Source organism: Spirochaeta cellobiosiphila DSM 17781 (assembly GCF_000426705.1).
Taxonomy (GTDB): domain Bacteria; phylum Spirochaetota; class Spirochaetia; order DSM-17781; family DSM-17781; genus Spirochaeta_E; species Spirochaeta_E cellobiosiphila.
Map to the genome: position 1 here is coordinate 1 of NZ_AUFW01000024.1, position 17,100 is coordinate 17,100.

General features: G+C 30.7%; 14 protein-coding genes and 2 pseudogenes. 3 read left to right on the forward strand and 13 right to left on the reverse strand.

Going from position 1 to position 17,100, the window contains the following annotated elements:
* A pseudogene (locus tag K345_RS23565) lies at positions 1–224 on the reverse strand (transposase); the annotation flags it as partial.
* Positions 225–281: 57 nt separating this feature from the next.
* Between K345_RS23565 and K345_RS23820 the strand changes: the two are divergent.
* Complete coding sequence (locus tag K345_RS23820) at positions 282–446, forward strand: transposase domain-containing protein (protein ID WP_169714770.1); 165 nt, start codon at positions 282–284, stop codon at positions 444–446.
* Here the strand turns inward: K345_RS23820 and K345_RS23450 are convergent.
* From K345_RS23450 to K345_RS0106320, 12 genes are all read right to left on the reverse strand, one after another.
* Positions 409–597 (reverse strand): hypothetical protein, encoded by a 189-nt coding sequence (locus K345_RS23450; RefSeq protein ID WP_028973447.1) that lies wholly within the window; start codon positions 595–597, stop codon positions 409–411. The genes K345_RS23820 and K345_RS23450 overlap by 38 nt on opposite strands.
* A gap of 161 nt (positions 598–758) precedes the next feature.
* Entirely contained in the window at positions 759–2,270 is a 1,512-nt protein-coding gene (locus K345_RS0106270) for a glycosyltransferase family 39 protein (protein WP_028973448.1), read from the reverse strand.
* Positions 2,263–3,366 carry a glycosyltransferase family 4 protein gene (locus K345_RS0106275; protein WP_028973449.1) on the reverse strand — a complete coding sequence of 368 codons (1,104 nt, stop codon included), beginning with the start codon at positions 3,364–3,366 and terminating at the stop codon, positions 2,263–2,265. Before K345_RS0106275 ends, K345_RS0106270 begins: the two co-directional genes overlap by 8 nt.
* Positions 3,363–4,307: a polysaccharide deacetylase family protein gene (locus tag K345_RS0106280; protein ID WP_028973450.1), complete on the reverse strand. Its 945-nt coding sequence runs from the start codon at positions 4,305–4,307 to the stop codon at positions 3,363–3,365. The genes K345_RS0106275 and K345_RS0106280 overlap by 4 nt, the downstream gene beginning before the upstream one ends.
* Entirely contained in the window at positions 4,297–5,052 is a 756-nt protein-coding gene (locus K345_RS0106285; RefSeq protein ID WP_028973451.1) for a peptidoglycan bridge formation glycyltransferase FemA/FemB family protein, read from the reverse strand. Before K345_RS0106285 ends, K345_RS0106280 begins: the two co-directional genes overlap by 11 nt.
* Entirely contained in the window at positions 5,036–6,037 is a 1,002-nt protein-coding gene (locus K345_RS0106290) for a hypothetical protein (protein WP_156888318.1), read from the reverse strand. The genes K345_RS0106285 and K345_RS0106290 overlap by 17 nt, the downstream gene beginning before the upstream one ends.
* 37 nt (positions 6,038–6,074) lie before the next feature.
* Positions 6,075–7,514, reverse strand: coding sequence for a lipopolysaccharide biosynthesis protein (locus K345_RS0106295; protein WP_028973453.1), 1,440 nt, complete (start codon positions 7,512–7,514; stop codon positions 6,075–6,077).
* Complete coding sequence (locus K345_RS0106300; protein WP_028973454.1) at positions 7,501–8,673, reverse strand: acylneuraminate cytidylyltransferase; 1,173 nt, start codon at positions 8,671–8,673, stop codon at positions 7,501–7,503. Before K345_RS0106300 ends, K345_RS0106295 begins: the two co-directional genes overlap by 14 nt.
* Positions 8,673–9,548 (reverse strand): N-acetylneuraminate synthase family protein, encoded by an 876-nt coding sequence (locus K345_RS0106305; protein ID WP_028973455.1) that lies wholly within the window; start codon positions 9,546–9,548, stop codon positions 8,673–8,675. The genes K345_RS0106300 and K345_RS0106305 overlap by 1 nt, the downstream gene beginning before the upstream one ends.
* A 9-nt stretch (positions 9,549–9,557) precedes the next feature.
* A complete protein-coding gene (locus tag K345_RS0106310; protein WP_028973456.1) occupies positions 9,558–11,099 on the reverse strand; it encodes a capsule assembly Wzi family protein in 1,542 nt (513 codons plus the stop codon).
* Complete coding sequence (locus K345_RS20005; RefSeq protein ID WP_053228111.1) at positions 11,092–12,333, reverse strand: nucleotide sugar dehydrogenase; 1,242 nt, start codon at positions 12,331–12,333, stop codon at positions 11,092–11,094. Before K345_RS20005 ends, K345_RS0106310 begins: the two co-directional genes overlap by 8 nt.
* 11 nt (positions 12,334–12,344) lie before the next feature.
* Positions 12,345–13,517, reverse strand: coding sequence for a nucleotide sugar dehydrogenase (locus K345_RS0106320; RefSeq protein ID WP_037571484.1), 1,173 nt, complete (start codon positions 13,515–13,517; stop codon positions 12,345–12,347).
* Between the two features lie 3,092 nt (positions 13,518–16,609).
* On the opposite strand from K345_RS0106320, the gene K345_RS23830 reads away from it, so the two are divergent.
* Both K345_RS23830 and K345_RS23570 read left to right on the forward strand, forming a co-directional pair.
* Complete coding sequence (locus K345_RS23830; protein WP_083963667.1) at positions 16,610–16,756, forward strand: ATP-binding protein; 147 nt, start codon at positions 16,610–16,612, stop codon at positions 16,754–16,756.
* A gap of 65 nt (positions 16,757–16,821) precedes the next feature.
* Positions 16,822–17,100, forward strand: a pseudogene (locus K345_RS23570) (transposase); the annotation flags it as partial.

The window sequence follows — 17,100 nt, forward strand, 5'->3', positions numbered from 1 at the left end:
GAGTTTCTCTTCTGCATACATTTTTAAAGCAACGCATTTTCTCTTTCTAATTCTTTTAATCGCTTAACCATTGAGGTATCCATACCACCATACTTAGATCTTCATCGGTAAAACATAGCAGTACTTACACCGTTATCTCGGCAAATATCTTGTATCGGGATACCGCTTTCAGCCTGTTTAAGCATGACCATAATTTGAATGTCTGCAAATTTTGATTTTCTCATGTAGAATCTCCATTCATACATTATTTTAATTTTCTACTAATATCGACTATTAATTCTTTGGGGGATTACAAGGGGAACAATACAGAGGCTTCTTGTTTTTACTACTCTTTAATAGAAACAACAAAACAAAATGGACTTAATCCCCATTTGTATTTAGCCTATATTTTCAAACAAGCGCCTTTAATTACAAATAAAACAGAATGGGAGTACCTTCTTCCCTAGAACTGTAAATATGATGTTTAACTGAAATATTAGCTTTTATAGTGTTATTTTGACGCTTACATATCAAATCATTTTCTCTACAGATATTCGCATGAGTTGCTTCCTTTTTAATATCTTTAGGACTAATTCTTACTTCCTCTTTACTATCCATCTAGCTGCTTTTTTTAATTCCATATCTTTTATCAACTTATATTATTATAGATTGTCCATATTAAAAGGGGAACGCAAAAGGCCGAAGTAGTTTATTTAAAGTGGTCAAACTTTGGGGTGACCTCATATTCTTATATCAAATGTAGCTTTATGCCAATTTATTTACAGTTTCTTTATTTTTGTATCACTAGTAATTAATTTGCTATTGTACATAAGAGTGAAGGGCCTAGAAACCCAAATAATTTTCTCATTAACAATTTGACTTAGCTGAACCTTTTTTCTAGAAAAAGCCCAATAATACTCACCGTTTATATATACTTTACTTATTTTCCAATCTTTATCTTTATAGTTCTCATCATTTAGAAATAAAACCCTAATTTCATTTAGAAGTTTCTTATCATCATCATCTGAGCTTGTAGATAAAAAAAACCATCCATTTGAGTAAGCCTTATTGATTATCTTATAGTAATTTGAAAGTAAAAACACTGGATAAATATTCAGTCTTCTCAAGTCATTACTATATTTATCAAATTTTCTTGGAATTAACCCAGATGAAAAAAATAGTACCATCGAAATAACAATTACAGAACAAAAAAGCCCAATAATCTTAACACTTAAATTCTGAAATGTAGAAAACAATGTCAATTTTTTGCTGAAAAAGAAATCAAAATAATAACCATATCCAATGAATATGAACGGTAGTGCAACATTGAAATATCTTGATCTAAAAGTATTTACAGGAACTATGGGATTAACAGATTCTATAACAAAAGTCATAAAGAAAAAGTAAGTAAAAATTAAAATGAATATAGATTTCAATTTTAAATTATTTATTTTTCTACCTAAAAAAATAAATAATAAAAAGAATGGCCAAGTTATAAGTTGATATAGAATATAAAAATTTTGTGGTTTATAACGTAAAAACAACCCAGTAAAAGATGTAAAAGATAATAAATTTCTGTTGTTTGAAGATAGATGACTCGACATTATAACATCCAATCTCGAGCTAAAACTTGAAAAATGACTATATAAAAATGTTTCAATTAAAAAAAATATCAATAAGGTAAAACTATATATAAGTGCTGGTTTTATCTTTTTATTTTTATATAACAATAATATAAAAAAGGCAGGACCAAAATATAGCATTGTAATCTTTGATAAATATGCTAAAAAGTGAAATATTCCCATAAGAACAAAATATTGGCCACCTTTTGCACTACCTTTATTGTAAAAATAGAAAGTTAATAATAGATACGTTATTGAAGTGATATCAGGTAAAACCTTATTGTAGCTATCAATAAAATAGGGAAATAGAATCATTCCTAGTAATACAAAAGTCATAGCTTCTTTTGACATTTCATTCTTGATTATTAAAAAGATCAAATATAAATGCACAAATGACATCAAAATTGGTAGTATATAATACATTAATGGATTACTAGTGATTTTTATTATAATAGCTAATGGTATTATCAAACTAAATCTTGCAGACTTGTGAATAAAATTTATATTTTTTATACCTAATACAATATTTCTTGCATGCTCCCAATAATGCATTTCATCTGGGCCAGATTGAGGATTCTGTAAAGTTAATAACCTTACAAAAAGGTTTAATATACAAAGACAGATAAATACTTTCGTATACGTAGTTGATCTTTCACTAATTTTAAACATATTTATTTCTTAACACTGATTTAAAAAGAACATCCCACTGTCCCATTATTTTCTTGTATTCAAAACGATGAATAGATTTTTTTGCATTTCTAGACATCGACTCTTTTAATACTATATCATCTAGCAGCTTATTTATAGCAGCTACTGTACCATCGATGTCTTTAATACCAACAAGAAAGCCATTAAAGCCATCAATTACAATTTCTTTGGGCCCTGACATACAATCAGTTGATACTACGGGAAGTCCCATAGCCATTGCCTCAACTAATACATTACCAAAGCCTTCATATGTTGATGTATGTAAAAAAAGCTCTCCATTTGAAAATACATACTCAGTATTTCTAACAGTACCAGGCAAGAATACTTTACCTGTTAATGACAATTCTTTTATTAAGTTTTCTAAATTACCTCTTTCAGGTCCTTCACCAAATATAACAAGAGATATATCTTTTTTGTTATCCGAAATTTTTCTGAACGCTTTTATCATCATAGAATGTTGTTTCAAAGAAACTAATCGTCCCATAGCTATAATATATTTTTTATCTTTATCAAAAAAATATTCTTCTTTCACTTCCTGTGTGTTTGGAGTATAGAAATTATATATTACTTGCTTTTTTTTCTCTTTTATCCACTTGAAATAATCTGAGACGCCTTGACTTAATGATACAATTTTTGTTGCTCTTGGATAAAATATAAATCTTAACAATGACCAAATAAATCCAATTTTTTTCATAGGAGGATAAGATCGCTCGCTAATAATATTTGGTATTTTCAAACCAAAAGTCGATATTAGAACATATATATTTGTGAAATCCATAAAAGACACAACTAGATCAGGATTCTCATTAATAATAGCCTTCCGTAAAACTAAGAGTCTATTTATAAATCGACTAATTTTTTTCTTCTTTCCTCTATTTAATATACGTAATTTTATTCTTTTTACGGATTTTTGAATATGATAAAAATCACTTGTATCATCTCTTAAAGTCATCAAACATATATTATATTGTCCAGTAAAGTGCTTTATAATATTTGTAAGAATTTTCTCAGCACCACCAGATGTTAAACTTGGGATAATAAAAAGTATTTTTTTCAATTTTGTATTCTCTTATTTATTTCATAATATTCTTTTAACGTACAACCATAAAACGATTCACTAATCTTGCTAAACAATAAATCAAGATCAGAATATAACTTATCAACTTCTAAATCATCTTTAAAATTTGGACTACCATTAGGCATAAACTCAGAAGAATGCAACATGTACATTAAGTAAGAGTAATCTTTCTTTTTTATTATTTTATGTACTTTTAATAACTGCTTTATGTTTTTAGTAGTTGATCTAAACCACAGCTTTTGTGGGTAATATCGGTTGGTTATTTTTTTTAAAATTGGAATCCTATTTAAAAAATTAAAAATCACATTTTCTCTATTGATAATAGTCATCGGTACTTCTAATACTTTATCATTCCATATATATTCTTTATTAGGGTACTGATGATAATCGGTTCCACCAAATCCATTCGGAGCACCTTTCTTACCCGACCAATCTATACCTGGCGTAACAGAACAATCTACTTTTAATCCTAATTCATATAAGTCCTGAAAGTATGTGTCATCCATTGCCCAACGTCCAGCTCTATGACTTATTATTTTAGTCTCAAATAAATCAGTCAATATATCATATAGATATGCAAGCTTAGCTTTTCTTATATTGAATGGATATTCTACTAAATAAGGATGATATTTATAATCATCTTCTGTTAATTCGTATTTAGGAGGAGAATGCCATGCATGTAGATGCATACCGACTTCTGCTTCTCCTTTTTGTACTAATGATTTAAGATAATCAACAAATATTTTGTCTTGTGTTATCTCATAGTTACATAAATAAACTGGTTTAAATCCATATTTATTACATAACTCTTGAAAACGAGGAATATATTTAGTATTCTCAGTTGTTATTGTTTTTTTTCTTGCCCATTGGTTATCACCTTCAGTATCAATAGTTATAATAAATGGTTTTTTATTTTCCATACAATTTCCTTAGAAGAAGATATATTCGTCCTTTTAAAGATTTACAAATTATATATGAATACTCTTCAATTATTCTTCCATTGAAAGCTTTCTTAAATTTTGCTATCCCCGCTTTTTGCTTATCTTGTTCAGTCAAATCTATTCCACCAAAATCATAAACATCAAAATTTAATTTCTTATATAATTCAAATTCATGATGATGTAACAATTTATTTGCGAATCCAATATTTTTTATCATATCTTCATCATCAATATTTCTAAATAAAGAAGCAGAATATAATAAACGACATCTACCATTATCAAGAATATTAGCATGACAAACCAATTTATCATTATTTAAGTTTACCCAATTTATATGTAATAAATTTTTCTTTGCTAACATTAATAAAAGAGATTTATCACACTTACCTAGATTTTTACTATTAGCAAATTGATTATAGAAATTATTAAATATTTTTATATCATCATTTGTCGGTTCTAGAATATCTGTAAAATCAAAACCTATTTTCTTAGCTTTTTTTATACTACTTTTAAGTCCTCTATTATATTTTGAATATATATCTTCTATCTCTACATCTAAATCAATGAATGAAGTATTTTGTACTTTAAATTTACCTTTAGGTTTGACACTTGAATAAGTTACTTTAGCAACATCAAACTTATCATGTATCATTATGGGATATGTTAATGAAAAGTAAATTTCAGAAAAGATGACAAAACGACGTTTTCTAGTTATTTTTATCATCATGTACCTCATACAATTTGATTACAGGTATAATCTTCCTGTATTCATTATATATCAATTTAATATCTCCTCTATCTTGTTCTCTCACTTGAGTTAAATCTAGTTCAACACTTTCTGCACTACATCCATATATTAAAGGTATTGTGATCAATGTGGTAGAATAAAATGAGATAATTTTACTAGGTAGTATTCCCCTTTTTTTAAAGCCTAATTCAGCGATATCATCCCATCTTTCTACTTCATATCCCATCTCGTTAAGTATATTTAACTTTGAATCAGATTCTCTTCTGTGTGGAATATAAACAATATTATTGCCTGAAATTTCAAATTTATCACTAACTTGTCTCATTTTCATAATAAAATATTCTTCTGAGATTCTTCCATCCTCACTTAAAGGAGCTCCCATAAAATATATAACATTTTTTCTTTTTGTGTTTTCATTATTTTTTATTAAACTATTTAGATAACTATAATAATTACTCATTTTTTTTTGATTTCTATGAGGATCAAGATCAAAAATTGTAAACAAATGGAATTTGAATTTTAATGGCAAAATTAGACCATATCTAATTTTTATATATATATATTTGGTATATTCCTTTAATAAATTGTTTATTTTAGGATAGTATCCTTTTTTCAAGTAATGATATTGAATATGTATTGAACTTGCTCCATCGTCTACTTTATATATTAATCTGGGTTTTAAATTAATAGCCAATAATCTGAAATATAAATTACGAACTTCACCTATAAATACTTTATCAATATTATTATCTTTTGATTTTAATTCTATTACTAATTTTTTAATATCTTTATATATGGACCCTTTTACATATCCATCAATATATATAATTTTTTCCCACAATAGATTATTTATCACATTATCAAACAATTTTGAAGCTTTTAGTTTTCTTTCAGGTTGAGAATCGTATCTAACAATTAATATGTTTTTTTGATCTTTAAAAAGATATCTAGCTTCTTGCAAATTTAGCACCTGAAAAGGACTTTCTCCAATAAAAATATTAACCAATATTTATCCTATTAAAAATAAGAGTCTTTATTTGTTTATTTAATTTTTCTCTATATATTATATAAACAATAATAGTATAAACAAAAAACATTACTATCTTAATCAAAAAAACTCGTATCCATTGCCAATCTGATAATAGAAAAGGAACTAAAGTTAGAAAATAAGACGTTAGCCCAAACAATATCATTCTTAACCAGGGAAAAATCATTTTTTCAGAAACACGAGCAAATAATATTGAAGCTAAAAATGATACAAAATTCGCAATTTGACTTGCTAGACCAGCGCCTATCATTCCATATTTGGGAATTAAAATTGTATTTAAGATGACATTTAATATCCCTGAAGAAATAGTCACCATTGGTACAAGATATGTTTTTTCTAAAAACAAAGTATTTACTGTTGTATTATAAAAGCCAATAAAAACAAAAGAAGATGCTAAGAATGGAATCACTTTCCACCCCTCTCTAAAGCTCTCTGCAACCATTATCTTTAGTAAATCTGAAGAGAACAATCCAATTCCTAACCCCATTATGCTATAAATAGAACACAAAAAAAGAGCAAAAGAAATTATCCTTTTTCGACCTTTATCTCCTTTTTCCATTTCCAAAAAAAACCATGGCTTATATGCATTATTTACGGCAGAACTAATAGTACTAATTATATTTGCAAATTGATAACCTACATTATAAACGCCTACAACCGCAGTTGTTTTTAAATTATTTAAAAAAAGTCTATCCACCATACCCACAAGCCATCCAGAAAGATGATGAGGAACGAGTGGTAAAGAATATTTTAATGATTGGATCAATAATGACACATCTATCTTCCAATAAACTCTTTTCCAAAAAAAGAAAATCGCATATGTTGCAAATATCATATTAGTGATAGCAATAGAGGCTAAAATGCCTTCAGCTTTCTTTTTTAATATGACTACAAAAAATAAGGTGAGTGATAAATTTACTATAAAAAATGCTAAATTATTAATAGCAAAACGTTCTCCTCGTTGTTCTGCTTGTAATCTGTTTTGTAGAAAATTATACGCTGGTAAAAAAGCCACACTTATCAAACCAGTCAGAACATATGGATTAAAACTAACACCTTTAGTAAATGGATCGATTAGTATCTTATGAAAAACAATTACTATAACCGAAAGTATAAAACTATTTATGATTACAAATAGAAAAGTTGTACCCCATAAAGTCTTCTGTCGTTCTTTGTCATAACGATACTTGTGATAGTATCTTCCGGCAGCACCGTGTAGAGAAAGTCCATAGAAAACGGCCAAGAAACTACCAATTGAATTTACAACTCCCACAGTCCCATAATCTGATGTACTTAAATAGCTTGTGTAAAGTGGTAATAAAAAAAATCCTATCCCTTTTCTTATAAAAGTTAATGTTGAAAATATAATTGAATTTTTAATTACTTTCATATAAGCAATCTTTACTTATCAACATCTCAATAAATTCACGGACGGTACCATCACCACCTTTCCTCTCTAGTTGTATAATATGAGGTATATCTTTAATCTTGCTCACTGCATTTTTTGGACATGCTGAAATTCCAACTTTTGACAATAGATCAAAGTCATTAATATCATCGCCAATATAAGCAACTTCTTCAAAACCTAAGTTCAATTCTTCTAGTAAATTTGTAATAATCTCCAGCTTCCTTTCCTTTGCGCCTTGGAATAAATAATCTACTTTTAGCTTATTTGCCCTATTTTTCACTAAATTGGTGTCTTCTGATGTAATTATACCAGTTTTTATATTTCTTTTTTTTAATAACTCAAAACCTTTACCATCATGAGTATTAAACTTTTTCATTTCATTACCATCAGTGGAATAGTACATTCCAGCATCTGTTAAGACACCATCTACATCTGTTAAAAATAATTTCACCTTTCTTTTATAATTAGGCAAAACACTATGTCTTTTCTTAAGCAATTTTTCGACTATACCCCAATCTTTTGGTTCATCTATTTCAATTGCACTATCATCATCCATAATGCATAATCCAATTTTTCCACACAGCCTATTTTTATACCTCATAATATTGCCAATAGAATTTATATAAAACGCACCATTTTCTAAGAAGGTACCATCAAAATCCTGTCTTCGAGGACGACTCCTATAATCATAATTAATTGGTCCATTCTCATTCCACAAAAAACGTTTACTGATCACTCCCGATAAAACAGAATCTACATTGTCTTTTTGAAATATATCAAGCCCATTTTCAAGGTCTTTACTATTGAGGAGAGGAGATGTTGCTTGTATTAGTATAAAAGTATCGTTCTCATCTGTCTTCTTCTCATTCAAATATTCAAGAACCACACTTTCAGTAGTACTATCATCCTGAGCATTTTCGACAGACCTTTTGTATACAGTAACTTTATTAAAAGCAAGACTATCAACAACATTTGCAATCCTATCTGAATCAGTAGCTACAATTATCTTATCAATTTTTTTGCAATTTTGAGCAGCGAGTATAGACCAATAAACCAAAGGTTTACCATTTATGATTTTTATATTTTTCAGAGGAATTGATTTACTCCCCCCTCTAACCGGAATAAAAACTATTATAGACATTAGCTACCTTTGTATTTTAATTTTTCCCGTTGAATGGCTTCTATTTCTAAAATTTCATTCTTCTTATAGTTTAAAGCTTTATGAGTTACATTTAAATCTCTTACTAACTTCCATAAACCTGAAGGTTCCAATGAAGCAGCATGATCTGTTCCTTTCCACGTTCTATCCTTTGTAAAATGTCTTTCTATCCATACAGCGCCCAAGGTATATGCAGCAATATCTACAGCAATTCCCAGATGATGGCCAGAAAATCCAAATTCCAATACCCTATTACCATATGTTTCTTTTAATCTTACTATTTCAAGAAGATTAATATCTTCAAAAGGTACAGGATAACCAGAAGTACAAGAGTAAATAACTAAACGAGTCTTTGCTTGATCAGTTTCCTCAAAAAATTCTACCACATTCAATTCTTCTTCATGAGTCGTCATTCCAACACTGATATGCACTTCCCCCCTATATTCATCCCTAAGAATTTGTAATAACTCCATATGATTATTACAAGCAGAAGGAACTTTTATTATAGATGGATTCAATGGTATTATCTCCTTTGCAGAAGTTACATCCCAAACAGATGTTGAATAACCAATACCAATTTCTTCACAGTATTTCTTTAACTCATTATGATCTTCAATAGAAAATTCTAGAAATTCTCTATGTTCTCCATATGTTTTCCCATAAGTATGCATTGGATTCGGATGAGGCTTGTCGTATTGTTCCTTAGTCAATAATTCTTTTGGATTACGTTTTTGGAACTTTGCATAATTAGCTTCACAATCCTTCGCTAACTTAATTAATTTTTTTGCTATTTCCATATCCCCTTTATGATTACAACCGATTTCTGCAATCACAAATGGTCTTTTATACCTTTTCACTTACTCACCTCAAAACATATATTTTAATTCAAAACTGGCAAACACATTGTTTACATTTAAATCTGAATCATAATTATGAGCATAATCTACAGCATAACCTAATTCACCTGATAACCAGAAAGAATCAAACTTATAATGTCCGAAAACTGCACTAAGTATTTCAACATTAATATTGGATTTATCATAATCGGCATCTTCATAGTATACAGCACTATAAATATAATCATCATTTCTTGTCATTCTATGAAAACGAAGCCCCATGGAATATAGGTCTTGATATCCATAAATAAATCTTATTGTTTGATAATCTGATCCGCTACCAATGTAAGATCCTAATATTTGACCTTCATTAGTATAACCTTGCCTTATAACATTATGACTATAAAATAAACCAGGTCTATAAGAACCTGACAAATGATAGTCACGACTTTCCCATGTATTTGCAATCTCTAAATTAATATTAAAATACGCTCCCGACTCTAATAAGAAGGATTTTTCAAATCCACCATCAAAAACCATTGATTGCCAAGGAGTTTGAAATAATCTTCTAAGATTTGAAAAGGAATCGTTTCTGGCCGCTTCTCCATAAATCCTTAAACCAACAGAGGGAAACTTCCATTCTGAAGTTATAGAAACCCGTTGATCTTTAACATCAAAATCACCACTTGGATCATCATTTTTATATCTTCCAGTATTAAAAGAATAATCAAATAATTCCCAATACCAATCAGAGTCTCCATCCATTGGAGTATTTATAAAGCGATTAACACCAATTGAAAAACCACGAATAAAAGAAGGCCGATATCCGAAGGCTAATGCTGTTTGTAACCAGTTATCATTATCTGAGTCATCATCAAAATAGTTAGATTCACTTAACACGCCCCCCCAAGTTCTAAATTCAAAATCACCAATTTGTGTAGTTGTACTTTTTAAACCAAGTTCAAACTTAGGATATCCAGAAGCATTATTACTATACAAAAAAGGGGAAAAGTTTGAAAAACCAACCCAAGAATTCTCTGTACCAAACCCCACATATAGATTTTTGTAATTTGCCCTTATAAGACTTTCACCCAAATTCCAGTTTAATAGATGTTCGTCTCCAAACCGCTGTGGTAAATCTATTTGATTGAAAACGTTGCCATATTTATTTGCCTTTTTATAAACAGAGTCTATTAAAGAGAATTGCGCATTTTGACTAAAATTGACTTCTGGTGCAAATACAATCTCTAAAAAACGAGACTTATGATAAAATCCACCAATTAATTGTGTATTTAGTCCTTTTCCTTGCCACAAACCACCATCATATCCACCATTTTGATAAGATGAATTATACGAACTAAAAAATGACACAGGGAGTATGGAGAACATTGATTCTTGACTTATAAATAAAGACGAAGAATCTTTCAATTGAATTGGTTCCTCACTTTCAGTATAAGAATTAAGAGCAAGATTCTTTTGTATAGTATAGTAATAAGAATTAATACCTGTTTGAGCAAATAAATACGTCGTAGAAACCATTAGTAGAAACACTAATAATTTTTTATTATGCAATTCCGATTCCCTTATATAATATTCCAAGTTGCTCTACATCTAATGAATTTAAAGCATTTCTACCATCCACTAACAACTTAATTCCTTTGAACTCATTAATATTTCGAACAAATTCATCATGTGCTGTTGCTAATAATACACAATCAGCTAAAAACAAAGCCTCTTTAAACGTCAAAGTATCGGATTTTTCAAGGAAAAAGGGGTCATATACATTTACTACAGCGCCTTTCTTCTTTAATAATTCAATTACTTCATAACTAGGACTTTCTCTGTCATCTCGTACATTAGGCTTATACGACAAACCGAGTACAGTAATATTTGTCCCCTTTAAGCACATACTTAAATCGTTCAATCCATCTTGAATAACATCAACAGAAAAAGATGGCATTTTTGTATTTATCTTTCTTGCTAATGCTAGAAAATCATGATCAAATCCAACTTCTTTTCCTTTCTCTATCATGTAATATGGGTCAACAGCAATACAGTGACCACCGACACCCAATCCAGGAAAATGAGGCATAAAAGCAAATGGTTTTGTAGAAGCTCCTTTTATTACTTCTTTAACATTGATACCGAGTCGATAAAAAGATTGAGCCATTTCATTAATGAAAGCTATATTTATGTCTCTAAAAGTGTTCTCTAGTATTTTTGTTGCTTCAGCAGCTTTTAATTGTGATAGAGGTGTAATATCGGCATCAATTATTTCTTTATATAAATTAGTAGCTTCTTTAGTTGCTATTTCTGTATTTCCTCCTACAACTCTAGGAATATTACTTACATTCCAATACTTATCACCAGGATTAATTCTCTCTGGACAATGAGCCAATAAATATCTTTTTCCTGTTCTATTTAAAATAGGAGCTACTATATCATCACAGACTCCGGGATATATTGTTGATTCTATAACTATTAGGTTATCATCTTCTAAAACTCTAGATATATCTTCAACTGCTTTAATTACAAATGATAAATCAGGCAAGCTTTTTCTTGTAACTGGTGTAGGAACACATACAATAAAAACATCAGAGCTTTCAACATTTACTCCAACTTCTAATTTAACTTTTTCCTGTAATGATTCTATATGAGCATCAGATGTAACAGGACTTTTACCCAACTTGATCTGTTCAATTAAACTGGTATTTTTATCAACACCAAAAACTTCATGTCCTTTACTTGCTGCTTGCAAAGCCAGTGGATACCCAACATATCCTAAACCTATAATTTCTATCTTCATTTCATATCCTCTTAATCTCTACTATATAGATCCCTAGTATAGACTTTTACTCTAACATCTTCCAATTCTTGATCTAATCTATTAGATACAATAAGATCCGCTATCTTTTTAAACTCATCCAAGTCATGAACGACTTTGGAATTAAAGTAAAAATCTTCTTTTAATACGGGCTCGTACACAACTACCTGTATTCCTTTAGCCTTAATTCTCTTCATAACCCCTTGAACAGAGCTAGCTCGGAAGTTGTCAGATCCACTTTTCATAGTTAACCTATATATACCAACAACTTTTGGTTTTCTAGATAATATTTGATCAGCAATAAAATCTTTTCTAGTTCTATTCGCATCTACAGTGGCTTGTATTATATTACTAGGAACTTCATGATAATTGGCTCTCAATTGTTTTGTATCTTTTGGTAAACAATACCCTCCGTAACCAAAACTAGGATTATTATAGTGATTCCCTATTCTTGGATCCAATCCAACACCTTCTATGATTTGTTTTGTATCCAGACCATGTACTTCTGCATAAGTATCTAATTCATTAAAAAAAGCTACTCTCATTGCTAAATATGTATTTGCAAACAATTTGACCCCTTCTGCTTCAGTAGAATCAGTAAATAATGTAGGGATATCTTCCTTAATTGCTCCCTCCTTTAGTAGATCAGCAAATTGTTCAGCCCTTTTTGACCTTTCTCCAATTATAATTCTCGAAGGATATAAATTATCATATAAAGCTTTACCTTCTCTTAAGAATTCCGGAGAGAATATAATGTTTTCAGTAGAATATCTTTTCTTCATCTCTTTAGTAAAACCTACAGGTACTGTTGATTTTATAATCATTGTCGCATTAGGATTAATTCTAATTACGTCCTGTATAACACTTTCGACCGTACTAGTATCAAAAAAATTTTTTTTTGGATCATAATCAGTAGGAGTTGCAATAACTATAAAATCTGCATTTTTATAAGCTGTATGAATGTCAGTTGTTGCTATTAAATCTAATGATTTATTTTTTAAAAAGTCCTCAATTTCATTATCTTTGATAGGAGACGTTTTATTATTAATGAGATTCACTTTCTCTTCTAATACGTCTAATGCTTTAACCTTATTGTGCTGTGACAATAAAACAGCGTTTGAAAGGCCTACATAACCAGTCCCTGCGATAGTAATATTGTAGTTCATTACATACTCCAACTTAAAAATTAATTTATAAAGTTCAAATACACAAAATATAGTTAAAACTACGAATATTCAACAACATCTAATTAATTAATACATACTATTTAGTAAAAGTAAAAATTAACTACTTGTATTTATAATTTTATAATAATTTAAATTTAAAACACTATCATGAAAGTGTAATTACCCAATAGTGTCCAGACTACTTGTAATGCTCCACTGCTTTTTGGAATATTATGACGGTAATTATCAAAGTATCTTAGAAATTTGTAGCTACAACATCTGCTTTTTAAGAATATAATAATCTCCAGCCGAAAATGCTTCGATCACAGTAATCTATAACTGTAGTTAAATGACATAAACATGAGTCATATCTCTATAGCACATCTTCATTTGATTTGATTTTAATGACCTACTATTCCATCCTTGTACGCAAGGTCTGAAACCTTTGCTTTTCCTATTTAACTGCCAATGGTTCAACTTGACGATCCTGTGAACTTTTTTTCTATTTATCGTCCTGTTAAACCTTTGTCTCAAAATCGTTGTTATCATTCTTAAGCCCACAGCGGTTTCTTCTTCCATAATCTTTCTTAGGGGTCAGCTGTTATCTGAGTGCGATAATAAAAAAAAGATCTTGTTACATTAAGAATCTTACATATTTTCCTAATAGAGAATTCTTTTCCATCATTTAATATTCGGAGCTTTATGCTTAACAGTTGATCTTTTTCTGGTCTTCCATAAGAGCCTTGGCTTTTTAATATGTCATTTTCCAAGACTATCTCATCGATTTTAGTCCTCATATCTTTGAATTCTCTATCTCTCTGAGCCTATTCATTCTTTTGCATTGGACTTTAAACCGTTAATACCAGGCATTTTAGAAATCATCATTTATAGCTTGAACTTCTGATTGTTTCAAAACTTTTTCTCTACAGATATCCGCAAGAGTTTCTTCTTTTTTAGGAGAACACTATAATAGGAGTAAGAAATACACCTCTCATTTCAGTCTTGAGCCATCCAGTATCCAAACACCACACCAGGTTTGGTCCGGAGGCTTTTTGTTGCGGCGGTTTATTGTGCCTACCTGCTGGTTTTGTATTGCCACGCTGTTTTACCAATTTGTGTGCTTTAAGAATCCTGTCGAACGAATACTTGTGGCAATATGAATAATTTCATCAAAAATTTTACATGTATTTCTTAAGGATTTTTTTCTTATATACTTCACCGTAGCTAATATCGATAATATTTGCCGCTCTAAATCATTAAGCTTTCTGGATCCCGTTTTTTTGTCACCTTTATGCTTATCGATGATGTTTTATGATTACCACCTACGGAAGGTCCCGGTCAAGATTTCAAGCGCATCACAGGCCTTTTTCAGTCTGGTGCCGTCTGTTCTTCCTGTACTATTAGATTCACAGCCAACACCCTTTGACTCGGAAATCAGTCTTTATCGTTTACACCCAAATACTCTTCAGCTTTTTAAGGGTATGCAACCCGGCCATCTAAGCTAGGGTATTCTCTTTTTTGCAGAGTTCTTTATGTAATTGTTTGTTTTCTTCATGGAGTTTTTTGTTTTCATGTCTTTCTTCGCTACCTACATCCTCAGCCAAGTCACAAAGCTCCGCTTCTACTGAAACAAAAAATATCCTTTATGTAGGTTAACTTCAACTTTAACAAAAGGAACTTGCTCCCTAGGAAGACCGCATGCAAGTAACTCGTATCATGGCCAATAAAGGCTATACACAAAAGTACATTGCCGAATACCTCGGCGTTATCGACCGATTGGTGAAGAAATACCTGAATCAGAAGTAAGGTACAAAGCCTAGGAAAGCATCTTCAAATCATTATATCCCATAATAGAAGATCCACTAGATAATGATCTATACTTTAACATGGTTTATATTCAAGAAAGGCTTCAGAACGCTGATTATATAAGAAAAATGACCATACTTCGGTATTATGTCCGTAAGTACAGAAAAGGGCTTCTAAAAAAAAGTGTAATCCGATTTGTAATAGAACCAGGACACCAAACAAAGGTAGATTAAAAAGAGTGTGAAAAGATGGAGATCGATGGCCAGACTCAAAAAGTTTATGCCCTTGTTATTCTAATGGGATACAGTCGTATTCCCTTTCTTCTTTTTACTCTGGACAGGAAATCCTATATTAGAACATGAAGACCGTTTGGTACAACAGCGGTGAAATCTTACAGGTTAACTCAAAGCTTCTGGAGTTTGCTTCTGTTTGTGGATTCAAACCTCTACGCTGTCAAATTCGCACACCTCAGACAAAGGATAAGGTTGATCGATTCATCGATTGCTTGTGAAACAACTTTCTGATCCGTGAATGAGCTTTGATGTGCACAACTATGGATGACCGCAACCATGCAGCATCCGAATGGATTACAAGAATTATAAAAACTCAAATGAATCAATTCCAACAGACAAGAAGAGAGCTTTTTGTTTATTAGAAGCAATTCATAACCATCTGAAATCAGACTTCGACGCCTGATGTAAAATTTTTGAAAGAATCAAAACATTGAAACCTCTACACCCGTCACTGACCCATACCGATGTTGGAGTACACCATCCAGGACACTATGAACAGCTAGTTAGAGTCGAAGCATGAATGTATTACAGGAACCATTGTAATACGTATGAATGAGCTGGGCCTTGAGTTTATGGCGGTAGGACTGAAAAGCTATCCGAAATCTCAGTCTCATACCAGTAATACACTCACACAATCTATTGCAGACCTTTTAGAACGAATATATCTCAGAAGAAGGAGTGGTCTGCAAAGAGTCATTTGAAGCTATCTGGAATGCCTGCTATTAAATTACTTAAGAATTTTGATTCATCCTGGTTGAAAGGAGGCCATAGTGTCAAACGGTTGGCGGAGTTATCCAGTCTGAATTTTATTGAGAGAAAAGAAGTTTTTGTGCTTATGGGACTCAGTGGCTGAGGAAAAAACCACTTAATGTTGGCTTTAGTTCACAAGGCTTGCCTTAATAGCTTTATTGTATGGTATACGAGCTGTATTGACCTTATGGCGAACCTAACATTGCACGGAAACCAGGCAGGTTGAAACACCGTTTAAACTAGTTGAGGAATCAGCATCTGATTCTGTTCGATGAAGTCGGCTATGAAAATCTAACAAAGGAACAAGCCAACCTGTTTTTCCAAATTGAAAATACCATCAATGAGCAGGGAAGTATGATCATAACTACTAACCTTTCGGTCGTTATGTAATCCCCCAAAGAATTAATAGTCGATATTAGTAGAAAATTAAAATAATGTATGAATGGAGATTCTACATGAGAAAATCAAAATTTACAGACAGTCAAATTATGGCCATGCTTAAACAGGCTGAAAGCGGTATCCCGATACAAGATATTTGCCGAGATAACGGTGTAAGTACTGCTATGTTTTACAGATGAAGATCCAAGTATGGTGGTATGGATACCTCAATGGTTAAGCGATTAAAAGAATTAGAAAGAGAAAATGCGTTGCTTTAAAAATGTATGCAGAAGAGAAACTCAAAAAAGAAATTGTGACGGATGCTCTTGAAAAAAAGTGGTATAGCAATCTGTCAG

Bases quoted from the DNA above. Each gene is read 5' to 3' on its own strand.
- K345_RS0106285 (WP_028973451.1), bottom strand. From the start codon at position 5,052: ATGATAAAAATAACTAGAAAACGTCGTTTTGTCATCTTTTCTGAAATT.
- K345_RS23450 (WP_028973447.1), bottom strand. From the start codon at position 597: ATGGATAGTAAAGAGGAAGTAAGAATTAGTCCTAAAGATATTAAAAAG.
- K345_RS20005 (WP_053228111.1), bottom strand. From the start codon at position 12,333: ATGAAGATAGAAATTATAGGTTTAGGATATGTTGGGTATCCACTGGCT.
- K345_RS0106295 (WP_028973453.1), bottom strand. From the start codon at position 7,514: ATGAAAGTAATTAAAAATTCAATTATATTTTCAACATTAACTTTTATA.
- K345_RS0106300 (WP_028973454.1), bottom strand. From the start codon at position 8,673: ATGTCTATAATAGTTTTTATTCCGGTTAGAGGGGGGAGTAAATCAATT.
- K345_RS0106270 (WP_028973448.1), bottom strand. From the start codon at position 2,270: ATGTTTAAAATTAGTGAAAGATCAACTACGTATACGAAAGTATTTATC.
- K345_RS0106320 (WP_037571484.1), bottom strand. From the start codon at position 13,517: ATGAACTACAATATTACTATCGCAGGGACTGGTTATGTAGGCCTTTCA.
- K345_RS0106280 (WP_028973450.1), bottom strand. From the start codon at position 4,307: ATGGAAAATAAAAAACCATTTATTATAACTATTGATACTGAAGGTGAT.